Genomic DNA, 15338 nt, shown 5'->3' on the forward strand with positions numbered 1-15338 from the left:
GGCCGCACCTCAATTGAGACAACTCACTTATGTTGCGAACCAGCGACAATAGCGGGAGACGCGCGCGCGGTCAAGCAAATATTGCCTCGTTCTTGCGCAGCGCAATACGAAAACGGGCGCAACTGCCGCAGTCGTCAGGCAAACGCAAGCCAGGACATGTTTCGCCCCCCACCGCGCAAAAGTTTGTTAGCATCCGCGAGTTTTACGACATTTTTCGACCGATTACGCGCACGCTTGCTGCGCCGACCCCCAACGGATGGCATCAGACAAGGAACTCGCCGATTTTCTGGCGGGCGTCGAAAGGCGCGCGTTCAAGCAGACGGTATTCGCCGTGCGGGACGACGACGCGTCGCTCGACATCGTGCAGGACGCGATGATCAAGCTCGCCGAGAAATACGGCGACCGGCCGGCCGCGGAATTGCCACTGCTGTTTCAGCGTATTTTGCAGAATGCGATGCACGACTATTTCCGTCGTGCGAAAGTACGCAACACGTGGGTCACGCTGTTCTCGTCGCTGGGCAACGCGGACGACGACGAATTCGACCCATTGGAGACCTTCGAGGCCGAGGCCGGCTCGGCCGGCGCCGAGAGCAACGAACGGAAGCTGGAGCGCGAACAGGTGCTGCAGTCGATCGACGACGAAATCCAGAAATTACCGGCACGTCAACGGGAGGCGTTTCTGATGCGTTATTGGGAGGATATGGATGTCGCCGAGACTGCCGCCGCAATGGGCTGCTCCGAGGGCAGCGTGAAAACGCACTGCTCGCGGGCCACCCACACGCTGGCGCAAGCGCTCAAGGCGAAAGGAATTACGCTATGAGCTCCGTCGAAAACCGAGAACTCGAGTTCGCCCGCCAGGTGCGTCGCGCGCTCGATGAAAATACCGCCAATCTGCCCCCCGCCACCGTCGATAAGCTCGCCGCGGCGCGCCGTGCCGCGCTCGCGCGCAAGAAGCCCGAGCCGGTCAGCGCGCCGGTGTTCGTGCCGACTTTCGCCGGCCTGCCGGGCGGCTTCGGCAGCGCCCCGCAAGGCGGCGCCGAGCCGCGCCGGCGCTCGCTGCTGCGCCGCTTCGCGCTCGCGTGGCCGCTGGCCGCGCTGGTTGCGGGCCTGATCGGCATTGCGTACTGGGAAGATCACCAGCGCACCGCCGAACTCGCCGATATCGATGCCGCGATGCTGAGCGACGACCTGCCGCTCAATGCCTACCTTGACCACGGCTTCAACGCGTATCTTTCACGCGCCCACTGAGCGGGAGATTGTTCGGGTGAGCTACAAGCGCGGCCTGGCCGTTGTATTCGGATGCACGATTGCGGCCCTGGTGTCGTTTGCCGCGACGTACCCGCGCTTTCACCCGAGCCCCGCCGTCGCGCCGGGCCATGCGACCGGCGCCAACCTGGCCGCACCCGCCGCCGCTCCCGCACTGTCCGTCGACTTGCCCGGCCTACCCGGCAGCAATAGCCCGCTCGCATGGACGCGGCTGTCGGCGGCCGAGCACGTCGCGCTGGCGCCGTTCGAAGCCCAGTGGGATTCGTTCAGCGACGAGCGCAAACGCAAATGGATCAAGATCGCGTCCCGCTACGCGAAGATGTCGCCCGACGCGCAAAAGCGTCTGCACGAGCGGATGAGCGAGTGGGTCGGCATGACGCCCGACCAGCGGCGCGTTGCGCGCGAGAACTATCAGGTGTCGAAGGAATTGCCGCGCGAAGCACGCCAGAACGCGTGGAAGGCATATCAGCAGTTGTCCGAAGAACAGAAGGAACGGCTCGCCGCGAGCGAGCGCAAGCGCCGGCCTAGCGTCGTCAGCGCGCCGCCGCTCGGGCGCAACGAGATCAAGGGCATCGATCGCATCGTCACCGCGCGCGAGCACGGCGCGAGTGGTGTGGCGGCGGCCAGCGCCGCGGCGGCTGCATCGGCTCCTGGGGCGGCGGCCTTGCCGTCACCGCCCGCGATTCCCGCCGCCGGCAGTTTCGTGCCGGCCACGCCGGTGCCGGTATCGCCGGCCGAGGCGCCGGCCATTTTCAACGGTTCCTGATCCCACCTCGTGTCGCGACCGCTCGCCACCCCGCCTTTGTCCGCTTCCGCGCCTGACGCGAGCGTGCCCACGGTGCGGCGGCGGCTCGCCGCATTGCTGTACGAAGCGGTAATTCTGTTTGGCGTGGTGTTTCTCGCCGGCTATCTGTTCAGCACGCTCACGCAGCAGCGCAACGGTCTCACGCATCATAATTTGCTGGCCGGCTGGATCGGGCTCGTGGTCGGCGTGTATTTCGTGTGGTTCTGGACCCACGGCGGCCAGACGCTGCCGATGAAGACCTGGCGGTTGCGGGTGGTGGGCGCCGATGGCGCCGGGCTTTCGGTTGGGCGGGCGGTTGGGCGGTATCTGCTCGCGTGGTTATGGTTTTTGCCGCCGTTGGCGTTGCATCCGGTGTTGGGGTTGCGCTTGCCACAGACGCTTTTGATTTTTTGTTTGTGGTTTTTGCTTTGGGCCGGTGTTGGAAGGTTTGATTCGCAGCGGCGGTTTTTGCATGACCGGCTTGCGGGGACGCGGGTCGTCATGGTTTTGCGCTGAGCGCGTTGGGCTTTTTTTCTTTGTTGGTCACTGTTTTGGGTGGATGGCGGTGGTCTGGCGGTGCTCGTGCGGTGTTGGCCTTTCCTTGCTTTCTTGTCGGTCTATTAGCTCTGCCCCTGTGCGGGGCGGCACCTACTTTCTTTGCGGCTGCAAAGAAAGTAGGCAAAGAAAGCAGCTTCAACCCGCTAGCTCTTAAGCGGTAACCGTAGCGGGCCACCGGTAGTGGTGCATGTGGAATCTGTGTCCCCGCACATTCGGCGGCAGTGACAAAGCCATCATTCTTCCGGCGGCGCTACGCGCGCCGAAGCCCCGCTCAAAAACCGCCCGCCGTTTTCACGCCCCTGCCCGAGGCGCCGCCGGGGGCCCCACTGCGCGGGCCTCCGGATTGTTTCCCCGGCAGACCCGTCCGCGACGCACGCAGTGCGGAGTGGGAGCCGATGACGGCTTTGTCACTAGCGCGGCGTGTGCGAAAGCACGGATTCCAGATGCACCACTGCCCTCTCCAGGCCGGGGGAGCCGATTAAGAGCTAGCGGTGTGAAGCTGCTTTCTTTGCCTACTTTCTTTGCAGCCGCAAAGAAAGTAGGTGCCGCCCCGCACAGGGGCAGAGCCAATAGACCGACAAGAAAGCAAGGAAAGGCCAACACCATAAGAGCACAGCCCAAAAAACCCCGCCCTGCATCAAGAGCCCCCAACCCGCCCCCAGTAATAAGAACTTCTCATGACTGTCACGCCGCAGTAACCCGCGCCCTGCCCAATACAGGACATCGCTACTCGCCGCGTGAGCCATGGACCCCAAATCGTCCGCGACGTCCCTGTTCCGTCAGACCGGCCCGAGCGTCGACTCCGTCGCGTTCCGCCCCGCCCCCGGTTCCGCCCACCACGGTCTGCCGCTGCCGATTACTCCACCGCCCGACAGCGACACCGGCCACTCCCACGACAGCCACGCCGACCCGCACCGCTATCGCACGATCTGGCTCTCCGACATCCATCTCGGCTCGAGCGGCTGCCAGGCCAACTATCTGCTCGATTTCCTCCGCCACAACGAATCGGAATACCTGTACCTCGTCGGCGACATCATCGACGGCTGGCAGCTGAAAAAAGGCTGGTACTGGCCGCAAGCGCACAACGACGTCGTGCAGAAAGTGCTGCGCAAAGCGCGCAAAGGCACGCAAGTGATCTACGTGCCCGGCAATCACGACGAAGCCGCCCGCCAGTTCTGCGACCTCGCGTTCGGTGACATCCACGTGCGCGGCGAAGCGTTTCACACCACCCTCGCCGGCAAGCGTCTGTGGATCGTCCACGGCGATCTGTTCGACGGGGTGATTCAGCACGCGAAATGGCTCGCCTATCTCGGCGATACCCTCTACACGATGATCCTCGTGCTGAACCGCTGGTTCAACCGGATCCGCAGCCGACTCGGCTTTCCGTACTGGTCGCTGTCGCAGTATCTGAAGCACCAGGTGAAGAACGCGGTCAATTTCATCTCGTCGTTCGAGCGCGTGATGACCGACGAAGCGCGCCGCCGCGGCTGCGACGGCGTCGTCTGCGGACACATTCACAAAGCCGAGATGCGCGAGATCGACGGCGTGCTCTATTGCAACGACGGCGATTGGGTCGAAAGTCTGTCGGCCCTCGTCGAGACCTGCGACGGCGAACTCAAGGTGATCTACTGGACCGCGCTGCGCGCGCCGCAGGAAAGCACGCACAAAGTCCGCGCCACCGCCTGACCGCATTCTGCCCACCGCTTCCCCTCCACCTCCACAGGGCCCGCAGCGATGAACAAAGCGATGAAGATCATGATCGTCACCGACGCATGGGAGCCGCAGGTCAACGGCGTCGTGCGCACGCTCAAGAACACCCGGCGCGAACTGCTCGCGCTCGGCCATCAGGTCGAGCTGCTGACGCCGCTCGAATTCCGAACGGTGCCCTGCCCGACCTACCCGGAGATCCGTCTGTCGCTGCTGCCGCGCCGCAAGCTGCGCGAACGCATCGGCCAGTTCGCGCCCGACGCGCTGCATATCGCGACCGAGGGCCCGCTCGGCATGGCCGCGCGCGCGTATGCGTTGCGGCACAAGCTGCCGTTCACGACCGCCTATCACACGCGCTTTCCCGAGTACGTGCAGGCGCGGTTCCGGATTCCGCTCGCGGCCACCTACCGGTTTCTGCACTGGTTCCACAAGCCGTCGCTCGCGGTGATGGCGCCGACGCCGGTCGTCAAACAGGATCTCGAGAAATTCGGCTTCACCAACGTCGTGCTGTGGACGCGCGGCGTCGATCTGGAGATCTTCCGGCCGATGGACTCGAAGGTGCTCAACACCGCGCGGCCGATCTTCCTGTACGTGGGGCGCGTCGCGGTCGAGAAAAATGTCGAGGCCTTTCTGCAGCTCGATCTGCCCGGTTCGAAGTGGGTCGCCGGCGAAGGTCCGGCGCTCGCCGAACTCAAATCGCGCTATCCGCAGGTCAACTATCTCGGCGTGCTGTCGCAGGCGGAACTCGCGAAGGTCTACGCGGCCGCCGACGTGTTCGTGTTCCCGAGCCGCACCGACACGTTCGGGCTGGTGCTGCTCGAAGCGCTCGCATGCGGCACGCCGGTGGCCGCCTACCCGGTCACCGGGCCGATCGACGTGCTCGGCAACGGCGGCGCCGGCGCGATGCACGACGACCTGCGCGAAGCCTGTCTCGCGGCGCTGAAGATCGACCGGCGCGATGCGCGCGCGTGGGCCGAGCGCTTTTCGTGGGCGGCGGCGTCCGCGCAGTTCGCCGCGCATCTGAAGCCGCGTCGCCGCGAAACCTATCGCGAGGAGAGCGCCGCCGCCTGAGCGGCGACGCGCGCGAAGCCCCTGATGCGAAGCAGCCAATCCAGCAGTCAACGCGCGGCGAGCGCTGAGTTGCAGACGGTCGATGCCGCTGCCAATACCGCAAGCGTCGAACCGTTCGACGACGTGCGCGAACCGGACCTGCCCGGGCAGGCGGCCGTCGAAGTCCCCCACGAACCCCTCAGCCCCGACGATCCACTCGCGCCGCTGCCCTTCAATCCGTACAAAGGCAATCGCGGCCTCACGCGCGCATGGCACGCGATGAAAAATTCGCTGGCCGGTTTTCGCGTGGCGATTCGCGAGGAGAGCGCGTTTCGCCAGGAGCTGACGCTCGCCGCGCTCCTGATTCCGGCCGGCCTGCTCGTGCCGGTCGAGCCGGTGTCGCGCGTGCTGCTGCTCGGCTCGGTGCTGCTGGTGCTGATCGTCGAGCTGCTCAATTCGAGCGTCGAAGCGGCGATCGACCGCATCTCGCTCGAACGTCACGAGCTGTCGCGCCGCGCGAAGGATCTCGGCAGCGCGGCGGTGATGGTCGCGCTTGGCATGTGCGTGATGACGTGGGCGGTGATCGTCGGACCGCTGCTCGTGCGCTGGCTGCGCGAGTGGTTCTGAACGTCGCCGCGGATCGGTCCGCCGCGCATCGCACGCAACCCGCGCAGCTCCATCATGCCGCGCGTCGTCCCGGCAAACGAAAATCCGCGTCCGCGGTTGGGCATTAGAACGCTCGGTTTATAATCGTCCGACAGTCTCACGGAACTGCGCGGGTCCGCTTCCATACCGCCCGCGCACTCTGCTCTTTCGAGGGGCCCGCCGCACCGCGATGGGTTCGTGAGCGCTGAACATACCAACCGTATCCGGGTGGACCACGCAGCCGCGGCATGCCGCCACGCGCCCAGCCCGGCATAACCAGGGCCGGACGACATGGAAGCCAAACCTCCCCGCCGCACGCGCGAACGGATTCTCGAACTCTCGTTGAAGCTGTTCAACGAAATCGGCGAGCCGAACGTCACGACGACGACCATCGCCGAGGAAATGGAAATCAGTCCAGGCAACCTGTACTACCACTTCCGCAACAAAGACGACATCATCAACAGCATCTTCAGCCAGTTCGAGCAGGAGATCGAAAAGCGTCTGCGTTTCCCCGACGACCATCGCGCGACGATTGACGAAATGTGGTCGTATCTGCAGTACATGGTCGACTTCACCTGGCGCTACCGCTTCCTGTACCGCGACCTGAACGATCTGCTCGCGCGCAACCGCACGCTCGAGACGCACTTCAAGCAGATCATCAGCCACAAGGTGCGCTTCGCGAGCCAGTTCTGCGAGCAGCTGGTCGCGGACGGCGAAATGGTCGCGACGCCGCAGGAACTGCAGGTGATCGCAACCAACGTCGGCGTGATCGGCACCTACTGGCTGTCGTACCAGTTCGTGATGAACCCGCGCAAATACAACGAGCAGGAAGCGATCCGCGCGGAACTGCATCAGGTGAGCGTGCAGATCGTGTCGCTGATGGCGCCGTATCTGCGCGGCCGCTCGCGGCAAATCTTCGACGACCTCGTCTCGGGCAAGCTGCCCAAGCGCGAGTTTTACGACTACCTGCCGCCCCGGGAAGGCGCCGCGCCGCGCAACGAATCGAAGGATGTTTAAACAATGAAGGCTGTGTGTGTGTATTGCGGCTCCGCGATGGGAGCCAAACCGCTGTACGCGGAAGCGGCGCGCGCGTTCGGCCGCGCGCTGGTCGAAGCGGATCTCGCGTTGATCTACGGCGGCGGCAAGGTGGGCCTGATGGGCGTGATCGCCGATACCGTGATGGCCGAGGGCGGCCGCGCGATCGGCGTGATTCCCGAGCTGCTGGTCGACAAGGAAGTCGGCCATAACGGGCTGACCGAGCTGCACGTGGTGCCCGACATGCATCACCGCAAGAAGATGATGGCCGAGCTGTCGGACGCGTTCGTCGCGATGCCAGGCGGCGCGGGCACGCTCGAGGAACTGTTCGAGGTCTTCACATGGGCGCAGCTCGGCTATCACGGCAAACCGGTCGCACTGCTGAATACCGGCCACTTCTACGAGCCGCTGCTCCGTCTGCTGCAACACACGATCGACGAAGGCTTCATGCGCAAGACCTATCTCGACATGCTGCAGATCGAAGCCGATCCGGTCGCGCTGATCGGCAAGCTGCAACGCTACCAGCCGCCCGTCAGCGACAAATGGGCAGTCGTGCAGAGCGACGCGATCTGAAGCCGCGCCGGCCGCCGGCCCGATGGTGACGCGCGGCCGGCGAGCAAATTTCCCCCGAACGATGAGGTTGCGATGACGAAAGCGGTTCTGATCACCGGCGGCAGCCGCGGCATCGGCCGCGCTACCGCGCGTCTGCTCGGCGAGCGCGGCTGGTGCGTCGGCGTGAACTACGTGCGCGATCTGGCGGCCGCGCAGCAGAGCGTCGCCGAAGTCGAGCGCGCGGGCGGCCGCGCGCTGCCGATCGCCGGCGACGTCGCGAACGAAGCCGACGTGATCGCGATGTTCGATATGTTGCAGCAGCACTTCGGCCGCATCGATGCGCTCGTCAACAACGCCGGCATCGTCGCGCCGTCGAGCCAGCTCGCCGAGATGGATTTCGCGCGCCTGAAACGGATGTTCGACGTCAACGTGCTCGGCGCCTATCTGTGCGCGCGCGAAGCGGCACGGCGCATGTCGACGCAGCGCGGCGGCGCGGGCGGCGCGATCGTCAATGTTTCGTCGGCGGCGGCGCGCCTCGGCTCGCCGAACGAATACGTCGACTATGCGGGCTCGAAAGGCGCGATCGACACGATGACGCTCGGTCTCGCGAAGGAACTCGGCCCGCAGCGCGTGCGCGTGAACGCGGTGCGTCCCGGCCTGATCGATACCGAAATCCATGCGAGCGGCGGCAAGCCCGAGCGGGCCGCCCAACTGGGCGCGACCACGCCGCTCGGCCGCCCCGGCAGCGCCGACGAAGTCGCCGAGGCGATCGTCTGGCTGCTGAGCGACGCGGCCTCGTATGTGACCGGCGCGGTGATCGACGTCGCCGGCGGCCGCTGAGCGGCGCCGCCACCGCATACCCCACGCGCGGCCCACAGCGGCCGCGCCTCCCTTTTCCCGCGTCGTTCTTCCCGTCGTTTTTCCGCTTCCCCGCGCGGTTTTCCCACCCGATTTGCATCGCTCTGATGCGCACCCCACACAGCCGCAGATGAATCTGCCGTGTCCGCTCCGCACCTGTAATCTTCGGTAATAATCCGGCGCTACAATCGCCGGGTGCGCCCGCATGTGCCGGCGACATGGACAAAACACCACTGCGCGGCCGATGCCGCCGCGCACGCAGATCAGAGACTTCCATGCAAGAAAAGCAGCCCGCGAGCTGGCACTCGGACCATGCGATCGCGGTAGCCCCGACGTCGGTCACGTCGGGTACGTCGGGTAGGTCGAACCCCGCCGGCAGCGCCCCGACGGCGCCTCTCGCCGACACCGCCAATACCGGCGGCAGCGGCGCCTGGAGCGGCCGTCACGCGCGCCGCCTGCAACGCTGGCGCTCGCTCGCGGCGAGCGAACCGCTGTTGCGGCTGCTCGCCGTGGCCATCCTGTGCGCGTGGCTGTTGCCCGGCATTCTCGGCCACGATCCGTGGAAGCAGGACGAGACCTACACATTCGGCATCATCCAGCACATGCTCGATACCGGCGATCTGGTGGTGCCGACCAATGCGGGCCAGCCGTTCGTCGAAAAGCCGCCGATCTACGACTGGGTCGCCACCGGCCTCGCGTGGATGCTCGGCCGCTACCTGCCGCTGCACGACGCCGCGCGTCTGGCGAGCGCGCTGTTCGCCGGCCTGACGGTCTACTACACCGCGCGCGTGGCTCGCCGCGCGCTCGGCGCAGCGAGCTGGTTCGACCTGCGCGTGATCGGCACGCTCGCGCTCTATGGCGGCACGCTGGTCGTCGTCAAGCACGTGCACGACATGATGACCGACGTCGCGCTGATGGCCGGCGCCGCGCTGGGCTTCTGCGGACTGTTCGAACTGGTGCTCGCGCATCTGCGCGACGACCCGCGCGCCGCGCGTTATCGCGCGGCGGCGGCGAGCCCGTCGGCCCCGCCGCTGTCCGCGCGCGAGCGGCGTCACGCGTTGCTCAGCGGGGCGGCGATGTTCGGCGCGGGCGTCGGCGTGTCGCTGCTCGCCAAGGGCCTGTTCGTGCCGCTCGTGTTCGGCGCGACCACCTGCGCGGTGCTGGTGCTCTACCCCGCCTGCCGCAGCCGCAGCTTCGCGCGGGCGCTCGGCGTCGCCGCGCTGGTCTGCGCGCCGTTCGCGCTGATCTGGCCGCTCTGCTTCTATCTGCGTTCCGAAGCGCTCTTCAAGGTCTGGCTGTGGGATAACAACGTCGGCCGTTTCTTCGGTTTTTCGGTGGCCGAGCTCGGCTCCGAAAACGAGAGCCGTCTGTTCGTGCTGCGCACCGTGCTCAGCGTCGGCTTTCCGGTCGTGCCGCTGGCGCTGGCCGCGCTCGCGGGCGGCGCGTGGCGGCACTGGCGCGAGCCCGGCGTCGCGTTGCCGGTGCTGTTCGCCGGGATCGGCTTCGCGGTGCTGCAAAGTTCGGCGACGGTGCGCGAGTTGTACATCCTGCCGTTCATCGCGCCGCTCGCGCTGCTCGCGATGCGCGGCGTCGAGCGCTTGCCGGCGCGCCTGCATGCCGGCTGGGACATGGTCAGCCGGGTGCTGTTCGGCAGCGCGGCCGCGCTCGTGTGGATCGTCTGGTCGACCATGACAAGCCCGGCCGGCACGCATGCGTCGCTGCATCGGCTCGGCCGCTGGCTGCCGCTCGATTGGGTACTGCCGAACCAGCCGGTGATGATCGCCGGCGCGCTGCTGCTCACGATCGGCTGGCTGTGGCTGCTGCCGTCGTTCAAGTACGCGGGCAAATGGCGCGGCGCGCTCAGCTGGTGCGCCGGCGCCGTGCTCGTGTGGGGGCTGGTCAGCACGTTGCTGCTGCCGTGGCTGGACTACGCGAAGAGCTACCGTTCGGTGTTCCAGGCGCTCGGCGCGAAGATGGATATCGAATGGAACGACGGCGACTGCATGGCCAGCGTCGATCTGGGCGAATCCGAGGCGCCGATGCTCTACTACTTCACCGGCATCGAGCATCAGCCGAGCAGCGACCCACGCACCACCGCGTGCACGTGGCTGATTCAGGAAAGTCGCCGCGACAAGGTCAGCACACCGCCCGGCGACTGGCGTCTGTTCTGGTCCGGTGCGCGGCCCGGCGATACGGGCGAGCTGTTGCGCGTGTTCGTGCGTACGCCGGCCGCAGGCACGGAGCGCGACGACGATTGATCAGGAGGACGGGGACGTTGCGCGGGTGGCGCGGATAGGTTAATTCGACGACCCTCGCCCAGCGCAAAGCTCAAGCGCCGCTCCCGTCGCCAACCTTAGAACGACGATCCCGGCTCGCGCAGAAACGCCTTTTCCTCGTCGCTCGACGCGCGCCCGAGCAGCACATTGCGATGCGGAAAGCGGCCGAATCGCTCGATGATCTCCGCGTGCCGCACCGCATAGCGGTAGTAAGACCCGGCACCGGGCTCCGCGTCCAGTTGCTTGAAGAGCCGCAGCGATTCGCGCTGACTCGCCGGCGTTTCGTCGTGTTCGAACGGCAGATAAACGAACGCGCGCTGATGCGGGCCCGGCAGCAGCCGGTCGGCGCCGCTCGCGACCATCCGTTGCGCGACTTCGAGCGCCTTGCGATCGGCGGCGAACGCGCGCGCGCTATTGCGATGGCAGTTGCGCGAGAACTGGTCGAGCACGAGCACCAGCGCGAGCGCGCCGAGCGGGCTCGCCTGCCAGGCATCGAGCGCGCCGGCGTTGACCGCGTCGATCAGGTCTGCGAAGCGCTCGCGCAGCATCGTGTCGAGCGCGTCGTCGCGGGAGAACCAGAGCTTGCGCGAGGTGCCGTATTCCGGCGTGCCGGGTGCGCCGAACCAGCAGTCGAGCACTTCGCGGGCGCGCGCAGGCAGTGCGGCGTAGTCGGCCTCGCAGGTGTAGGCGGCGCCGGACGCGCAAGCCGCTTCGTCAGCCATTGCGATTGCGCATCCAGTCCGCGGTCTCGAAGAACGAGCCGAGCAGCCGTTCGCGCAGCGGCTCGGCCAGACCGATGTCTTCCATCGCCCACGCCATGCAGCGCAGCCACTGATCGCGCTCGCTCGACGCGATCGCGAACGGCATATGCCGCGCGCGCAAACGCGGGTGGCCGAAACGGCTGATGTAATGATCGGGGCCGCCGAGCCAGCCGCACAGGAACCAGAACAGCTTGTCGCGCGAGCCTTCGAGCGAGTCCGGATGCAGCGCGCGAATCCCCGCGAAATCCGCCTCCAGATCCATCAGGTCGTAAAACCGGTCGACCAGTTCGCGCACCCGCGCCTCGCCGCCCACCAGTTCGAAGGCGGTCGGCTTCGCCACCGCGGCTTCGTCGTTCAAATCGCTCATACCCTGCTCATCAACCAGATAAAAAACTCACGGCGCGCCGCGCGAACGCGCCAACGCGCAAACACCCACGCATCACCCACGCAGCACTCACGCATCGCGCAGCGACTGCAACGCCGGCCGCGCCAACACATGCCGCAGACTCAACCAGCCGCCGACGCCCGCGCACGCGACGCCCGCGGCAATCCCCGCCGGCAGCAGCCACGGATCGAAGTCCAGATAGAACTCGAACACCCGCGTGGCCAGCACCGACCCGACGATCTGCGCGCCGACCGCCGCCATCAGCCCGGCCAGCGCGCCGACCGCGACGAACTCGGCCACCTGCACCGCGCGCACCTGCCGGTGCGACGCACCGAGCGCGCGCAGCAGCGCGGATTCTCGCATACGCTCGTCGCGCGTGCCGGCGAGCGCCGCGTACAGCACCAGCACGCCGGCCGCGAGCGTGAACGCGAACAGGAACTGCACCGCGCCGATCACCTGCTGCAACACCCGCTGCACCTGCGCGAGGATCGGGCCGGTATCGATCGCGGTGAGGTTCGGATAGGCGCCGACGAGGCCGTCGATGGTCGCCTGACGGTCCGCCGGCAGATGGAAGCTGGTGATGAAAGTGGCCGGAAAATCCCGCAGCGCGGCGGGCGGCATCAGCACGAAGAAGTTGACCTTGAACGAACCCCAGTCGAGCTTGCGCACACTGGTGACCGGTGCTTCGACCGTCAGGCCGGTCACGTCGAAGCGCAGCACGTCGCCGGGCTTCACGTTGATCAGCTTGGCGAGGCCCTGTTCGATCGAGATTTGCGGCCTGGTCGTGTCGCCGAACCACTCGCCCGCGACGATCCGGTTGTCGTCGGGCAACTGCGTCGTGTACGACAGGTTGAACTCGCGATCGACCAGCCGGCGCGCGTCGTCGCCCTTGAACGAATCGGGATTGACCGGCTTGCCGTTGATCGCGATGAGCCGCCCGCGCACCATCGGCGACAGCGCGACGTCGGCGATCCCATGCGCGTCCAGATAGTGGCTGACCGGGTCGCGCTGATCGGGCTGGATATCGATGATGAACTGGTTCGGCGCATCGGGCGGGGTCGATTTACGCCAGCCCTGCACGAGGTCGTTGCGGGTCATCGCGATCAGCAGCAGGCACATCAGGCCGATGCCGAGCGCGGTGATTTGCAGCGCGCTCGCACTGCTGCGCCGCTCCAGCGACGCCAGCGCATAACGCCAGCCGATCCCCGCATTCACGCGCTCGCTGCGCACCAGCCGCGCCGCGACCCACAGCGCGAGACGCGCGACGATCGCGAACACCAGTAGCCCGCCCGCGAAGCCGCCCGCGACGATCCCGCCGAGCTTCAGCTCGCCCGCCGCGAGAATCAAGAGCCCGGCGAACAGCACGATCCCGAGCGCGTACGCGGCCCACGCGGTGCGCCCCGCCTCGCCCCATTCGCGGCGCAGCACCCGCACCGGCGGCACGCGCGTGAGCGGCAACAGCGGCGGCAGCGCGAAGCCGAGCAGCAGCACGAGGCCGGCGGCGATACCTTCGAGCGCGGGCCACAGCGTCGGCTGCGGCAGCACCACGTCGATCAGGCCGCCGAGCCAGCTCAGCAGCGCGAGATGGCCGAGATAGCCGAGCGCGACGCCGAGCGCCCCGCCGATCAAACCCAGCCCGACGAATTCGAGGGTGAAAAGCGCGCGCAGCGCGGCCTGGCTCACGCCGAGACAACGCATCGCCGCGCAGCTGTCCAGATGCCGGCGCATATAGCGATGCGCGGCCATCGCGATCGCGACCGCGGCGAGCAGCGCGGTCAGCAGCGACACCAGCGTGAGGAAGTGGCCGGCGCGATCGAGCGTCTGGCGCACCTGCGGCTGGCCGTCCTGCAGCGACTCCAGCGCGACGCCGCGCATCTTGCCGCCGTCGACGTGCTGATGCGCGAACTGCGCGAACTGGGCGACCGCATCGTCCGCGCCGGCGACCAGCAGGCGATAGGTGACGCGGCTGCCGTAGGTGATCAGGCCGGTCGATTGGACATCGTCGGCGCGCAGCATCAGGCGCGGCGAGAAGTTGACGAACGAGAAGCCGCGATCGAGTTCGCGCGTAATCAGCGCGCCGATCGTGAAGTTGCGGCTGCCGACCTTCACCGTGTCGCCGACCTTCAGCTTCAGCGCGTCGAGCAGTTGCTGATCGACCCACACGGTGCCGGGCGCCGGAATCGCGCTGGCCGGATGCTCGGGCGCGCCGCTCGCCGGCGCGATGCGCAGCGCGCCGCGCAGCGGATAGCCGGGCGACACCGCCTTGACGGCGGCCAGCCGCGACACCGGCTGCGCGCCGGTCGAATTGATCATGCTGGGAAAGATCGCGGTGGTCGCGGTATGCAAACCGAGCCGCCGCGCCTCGGCCGCGAAAAGTGGATCGACCGGATGATCGGCCCGCACGATGAAGTCGGCGGCGATCATGCGCCGCGCATCGCGCTCGAGTCCCTGATGCAGCCGGTCGGCCAGAAAGCCGACGCTCGATAACGCCGCGACGGCCAGCACCAGCGCCAGCAGCAGCATCGTCAGTTCACCCGCGCGCCAGTCGCGCGCGCTCATCCGGATCGCCTGACGCAGCAGATCCGCGCCGCCGAGCCGGCGCGCCGCCGGCCGCGTCGCTGCCGCCGTTTTCGCTCCAGCTCCCTCGTCAGCGCGCGCGATAGAACCTCGTTTTACTTCGCTCAATCGTGCCTGCTCCTCGCAAATCGCGACACCATGTGCGTGGCCATGCCGCGAAAACCGCCCTGCACGCCACGCCACAATCGTGGCAACAGCCACGCCGCGAGCAGCAGAAAGCCTACCATCAGCACGAGAAACAGAAGCGGCACGAACAGCGCGAGCAGCACGCCGCCTAACACGAGCCCATCCTCGGCGGTCGACGTCACCACGTTCGACACCGGCTCCGGCGACAGATTGATCAGCGCGCGGGTGCCGGCCTTGGCCAGATGCGCGGTGCCGGCGAGCGTGCCGCCGGCGAGCGCGGCGACCGTCAGCAGCGCCGGATCGCCGTGACCGAGCGCGCCGGCGGCGAGCACGGCGCCGGCCGGAATGCGGATGAAGGTATGGATCGCGTCCCACAGCGAATCGAACGCGGGGATTTTGTCGGCGAGAAATTCGGCGAGCGTCAGCACGGCCGCCGCGCCGATCACCCACGGCGACGACAGCGCGGACAGCGTATTGGGAAGATGGATCAGGCCGAGACGTTCGAACACGCCGGCCAGCAGCACCGTCAGATAGAGGCGCAGACCGCTGCCCCAGGACAGGCCAGCAGCGAGCGAAAGGGATTCAAGCATGGTCGCCTCCATGCGCTTGATGCGTGCCGGATACCGACGCGGGGGACGGGGAAAAATTCTCTCGCCGAACTCGTCGGAAGCGCCAGCCGGCCGCGTCAACCACGCCGCGGACAATGTCAGGTCTGTTTCTGTCTCATTATAGCCACGTTAATTCGCAGAACGTAGAGC

Annotated in this window: 15 protein-coding genes; 11 read left to right on the forward strand and 4 right to left on the reverse strand. The window is 66.9% G+C overall.

The genetic code is table 11. From position 1 onward, the window contains the following. Positions 1 to 256 precede the first annotated feature (256 nt). From LJ656_RS31610 to LJ656_RS31660, 11 genes are all read left to right on the forward strand, one after another. Entirely contained in the window at positions 257 to 820 is a 564-nt protein-coding gene (locus LJ656_RS31610) for an RNA polymerase sigma factor (RefSeq protein ID WP_230513389.1), read from the forward strand. Beyond that, positions 817 to 1248 carry a DUF3619 family protein gene (locus LJ656_RS31615; protein ID WP_230513390.1) on the forward strand — a complete coding sequence of 144 codons (432 nt, stop codon included), beginning with the start codon at positions 817 to 819 and terminating at the stop codon, positions 1246 to 1248. Before LJ656_RS31610 ends, LJ656_RS31615 begins: the two co-directional genes overlap by 4 nt. Positions 1249 to 1264: 16 nt before the next feature. Further along, complete coding sequence (locus LJ656_RS31620) at positions 1265 to 2032, forward strand: DUF3106 domain-containing protein (RefSeq protein WP_230513391.1); 768 nt, start codon at positions 1265 to 1267, stop codon at positions 2030 to 2032. Positions 2033 to 2041: 9 nt separating this feature from the next. Further along, on the forward strand, positions 2042 to 2566 hold the full coding sequence (locus LJ656_RS31625) for an RDD family protein (RefSeq protein ID WP_230513392.1): 525 nt from the start codon (positions 2042 to 2044) through the stop codon (positions 2564 to 2566). Between the two features lie 786 nt (positions 2567 to 3352). After that, positions 3353 to 4294 carry a UDP-2,3-diacylglucosamine diphosphatase gene (locus tag LJ656_RS31630; protein WP_230513393.1) on the forward strand — a complete coding sequence of 314 codons (942 nt, stop codon included), beginning with the start codon at positions 3353 to 3355 and terminating at the stop codon, positions 4292 to 4294. A gap of 60 nt (positions 4295 to 4354) precedes the next feature. Continuing rightward, complete coding sequence (locus LJ656_RS31635; protein WP_230513419.1) at positions 4355 to 5386, forward strand: glycosyltransferase family 4 protein; 1032 nt, start codon at positions 4355 to 4357, stop codon at positions 5384 to 5386. 24 nt (positions 5387 to 5410) lie between these two features. Next, the gene (locus tag LJ656_RS31640) at positions 5411 to 5992 is read left to right on the forward strand and encodes a diacylglycerol kinase (protein WP_230513394.1); all 582 of its coding nucleotides are present in this window, start codon (positions 5411 to 5413) and stop codon (positions 5990 to 5992) included. A 309-nt stretch (positions 5993 to 6301) separates the two neighbouring features. Continuing rightward, entirely contained in the window at positions 6302 to 7027 is a 726-nt protein-coding gene (locus tag LJ656_RS31645; RefSeq protein ID WP_075296420.1) for a TetR/AcrR family transcriptional regulator, read from the forward strand. A gap of 3 nt (positions 7028 to 7030) precedes the next feature. Next, a complete protein-coding gene (locus LJ656_RS31650; protein WP_230513395.1) occupies positions 7031 to 7618 on the forward strand; it encodes an LOG family protein in 588 nt (195 codons plus the stop codon). A gap of 72 nt (positions 7619 to 7690) precedes the next feature. Further along, positions 7691 to 8437 (forward strand): SDR family oxidoreductase, encoded by a 747-nt coding sequence (locus tag LJ656_RS31655; protein WP_230513396.1) that lies wholly within the window; start codon positions 7691 to 7693, stop codon positions 8435 to 8437. Positions 8438 to 8730: 293 nt separating this feature from the next. Beyond that, positions 8731 to 10713, forward strand: coding sequence for an ArnT family glycosyltransferase (locus LJ656_RS31660; RefSeq protein WP_230513397.1), 1983 nt, complete (start codon positions 8731 to 8733; stop codon positions 10711 to 10713). Positions 10714 to 10808: 95 nt separating this feature from the next. Here LJ656_RS31660 and LJ656_RS31665 read toward each other — a convergent pair whose 3' ends face one another. From LJ656_RS31665 to LJ656_RS31680, 4 genes are all read right to left on the reverse strand, one after another. After that, positions 10809 to 11453: a DUF924 family protein gene (locus tag LJ656_RS31665; protein WP_230513398.1), complete on the reverse strand. Its 645-nt coding sequence runs from the start codon at positions 11451 to 11453 to the stop codon at positions 10809 to 10811. Then, positions 11446 to 11859, reverse strand: coding sequence for a group II truncated hemoglobin (locus LJ656_RS31670; RefSeq protein WP_230513399.1), 414 nt, complete (start codon positions 11857 to 11859; stop codon positions 11446 to 11448). Before LJ656_RS31670 ends, LJ656_RS31665 begins: the two co-directional genes overlap by 8 nt. A gap of 87 nt (positions 11860 to 11946) precedes the next feature. Further along, positions 11947 to 14436, reverse strand: coding sequence for an ABC transporter permease (locus tag LJ656_RS31675; protein WP_230513420.1), 2490 nt, complete (start codon positions 14434 to 14436; stop codon positions 11947 to 11949). A gap of 122 nt (positions 14437 to 14558) precedes the next feature. Continuing rightward, positions 14559 to 15170: a DUF4126 domain-containing protein gene (locus LJ656_RS31680; RefSeq protein WP_230513400.1), complete on the reverse strand. Its 612-nt coding sequence runs from the start codon at positions 15168 to 15170 to the stop codon at positions 14559 to 14561. Positions 15171 to 15338: the final 168 nt, after the last annotated feature.

Source organism: Paraburkholderia sejongensis (genome assembly GCF_020880815.1).
GTDB classification, from domain to species: domain Bacteria; phylum Pseudomonadota; class Gammaproteobacteria; order Burkholderiales; family Burkholderiaceae; genus Paraburkholderia; species Paraburkholderia sejongensis.

Coding starts and splice junctions, on each gene's coding strand:
- LJ656_RS31655 (WP_230513396.1), top strand. CDS start 7,691: ATGACGAAAGCGGTTCTGATCACCGGCGGCAGCCGCGGCATCGGCCGC.
- LJ656_RS31610 (WP_230513389.1), top strand. CDS start 257: ATGGCATCAGACAAGGAACTCGCCGATTTTCTGGCGGGCGTCGAAAGG.
- LJ656_RS31680 (WP_230513400.1), bottom strand. CDS start 15,170: ATGCTTGAATCCCTTTCGCTCGCTGCTGGCCTGTCCTGGGGCAGCGGT.
- LJ656_RS31670 (WP_230513399.1), bottom strand. CDS start 11,859: ATGAGCGATTTGAACGACGAAGCCGCGGTGGCGAAGCCGACCGCCTTC.
- LJ656_RS31615 (WP_230513390.1), top strand. CDS start 817: ATGAGCTCCGTCGAAAACCGAGAACTCGAGTTCGCCCGCCAGGTGCGT.
- LJ656_RS31650 (WP_230513395.1), top strand. CDS start 7,031: ATGAAGGCTGTGTGTGTGTATTGCGGCTCCGCGATGGGAGCCAAACCG.
- LJ656_RS31635 (WP_230513419.1), top strand. CDS start 4,355: ATGAAGATCATGATCGTCACCGACGCATGGGAGCCGCAGGTCAACGGC.
- LJ656_RS31630 (WP_230513393.1), top strand. CDS start 3,353: ATGGACCCCAAATCGTCCGCGACGTCCCTGTTCCGTCAGACCGGCCCG.
- LJ656_RS31660 (WP_230513397.1), top strand. CDS start 8,731: ATGCAAGAAAAGCAGCCCGCGAGCTGGCACTCGGACCATGCGATCGCG.
- LJ656_RS31665 (WP_230513398.1), bottom strand. CDS start 11,453: ATGGCTGACGAAGCGGCTTGCGCGTCCGGCGCCGCCTACACCTGCGAG.
- LJ656_RS31640 (WP_230513394.1), top strand. CDS start 5,411: ATGCGAAGCAGCCAATCCAGCAGTCAACGCGCGGCGAGCGCTGAGTTG.
- LJ656_RS31675 (WP_230513420.1), bottom strand. CDS start 14,436: ATGAGCGCGCGCGACTGGCGCGCGGGTGAACTGACGATGCTGCTGCTG.
- LJ656_RS31645 (WP_075296420.1), top strand. CDS start 6,302: ATGGAAGCCAAACCTCCCCGCCGCACGCGCGAACGGATTCTCGAACTC.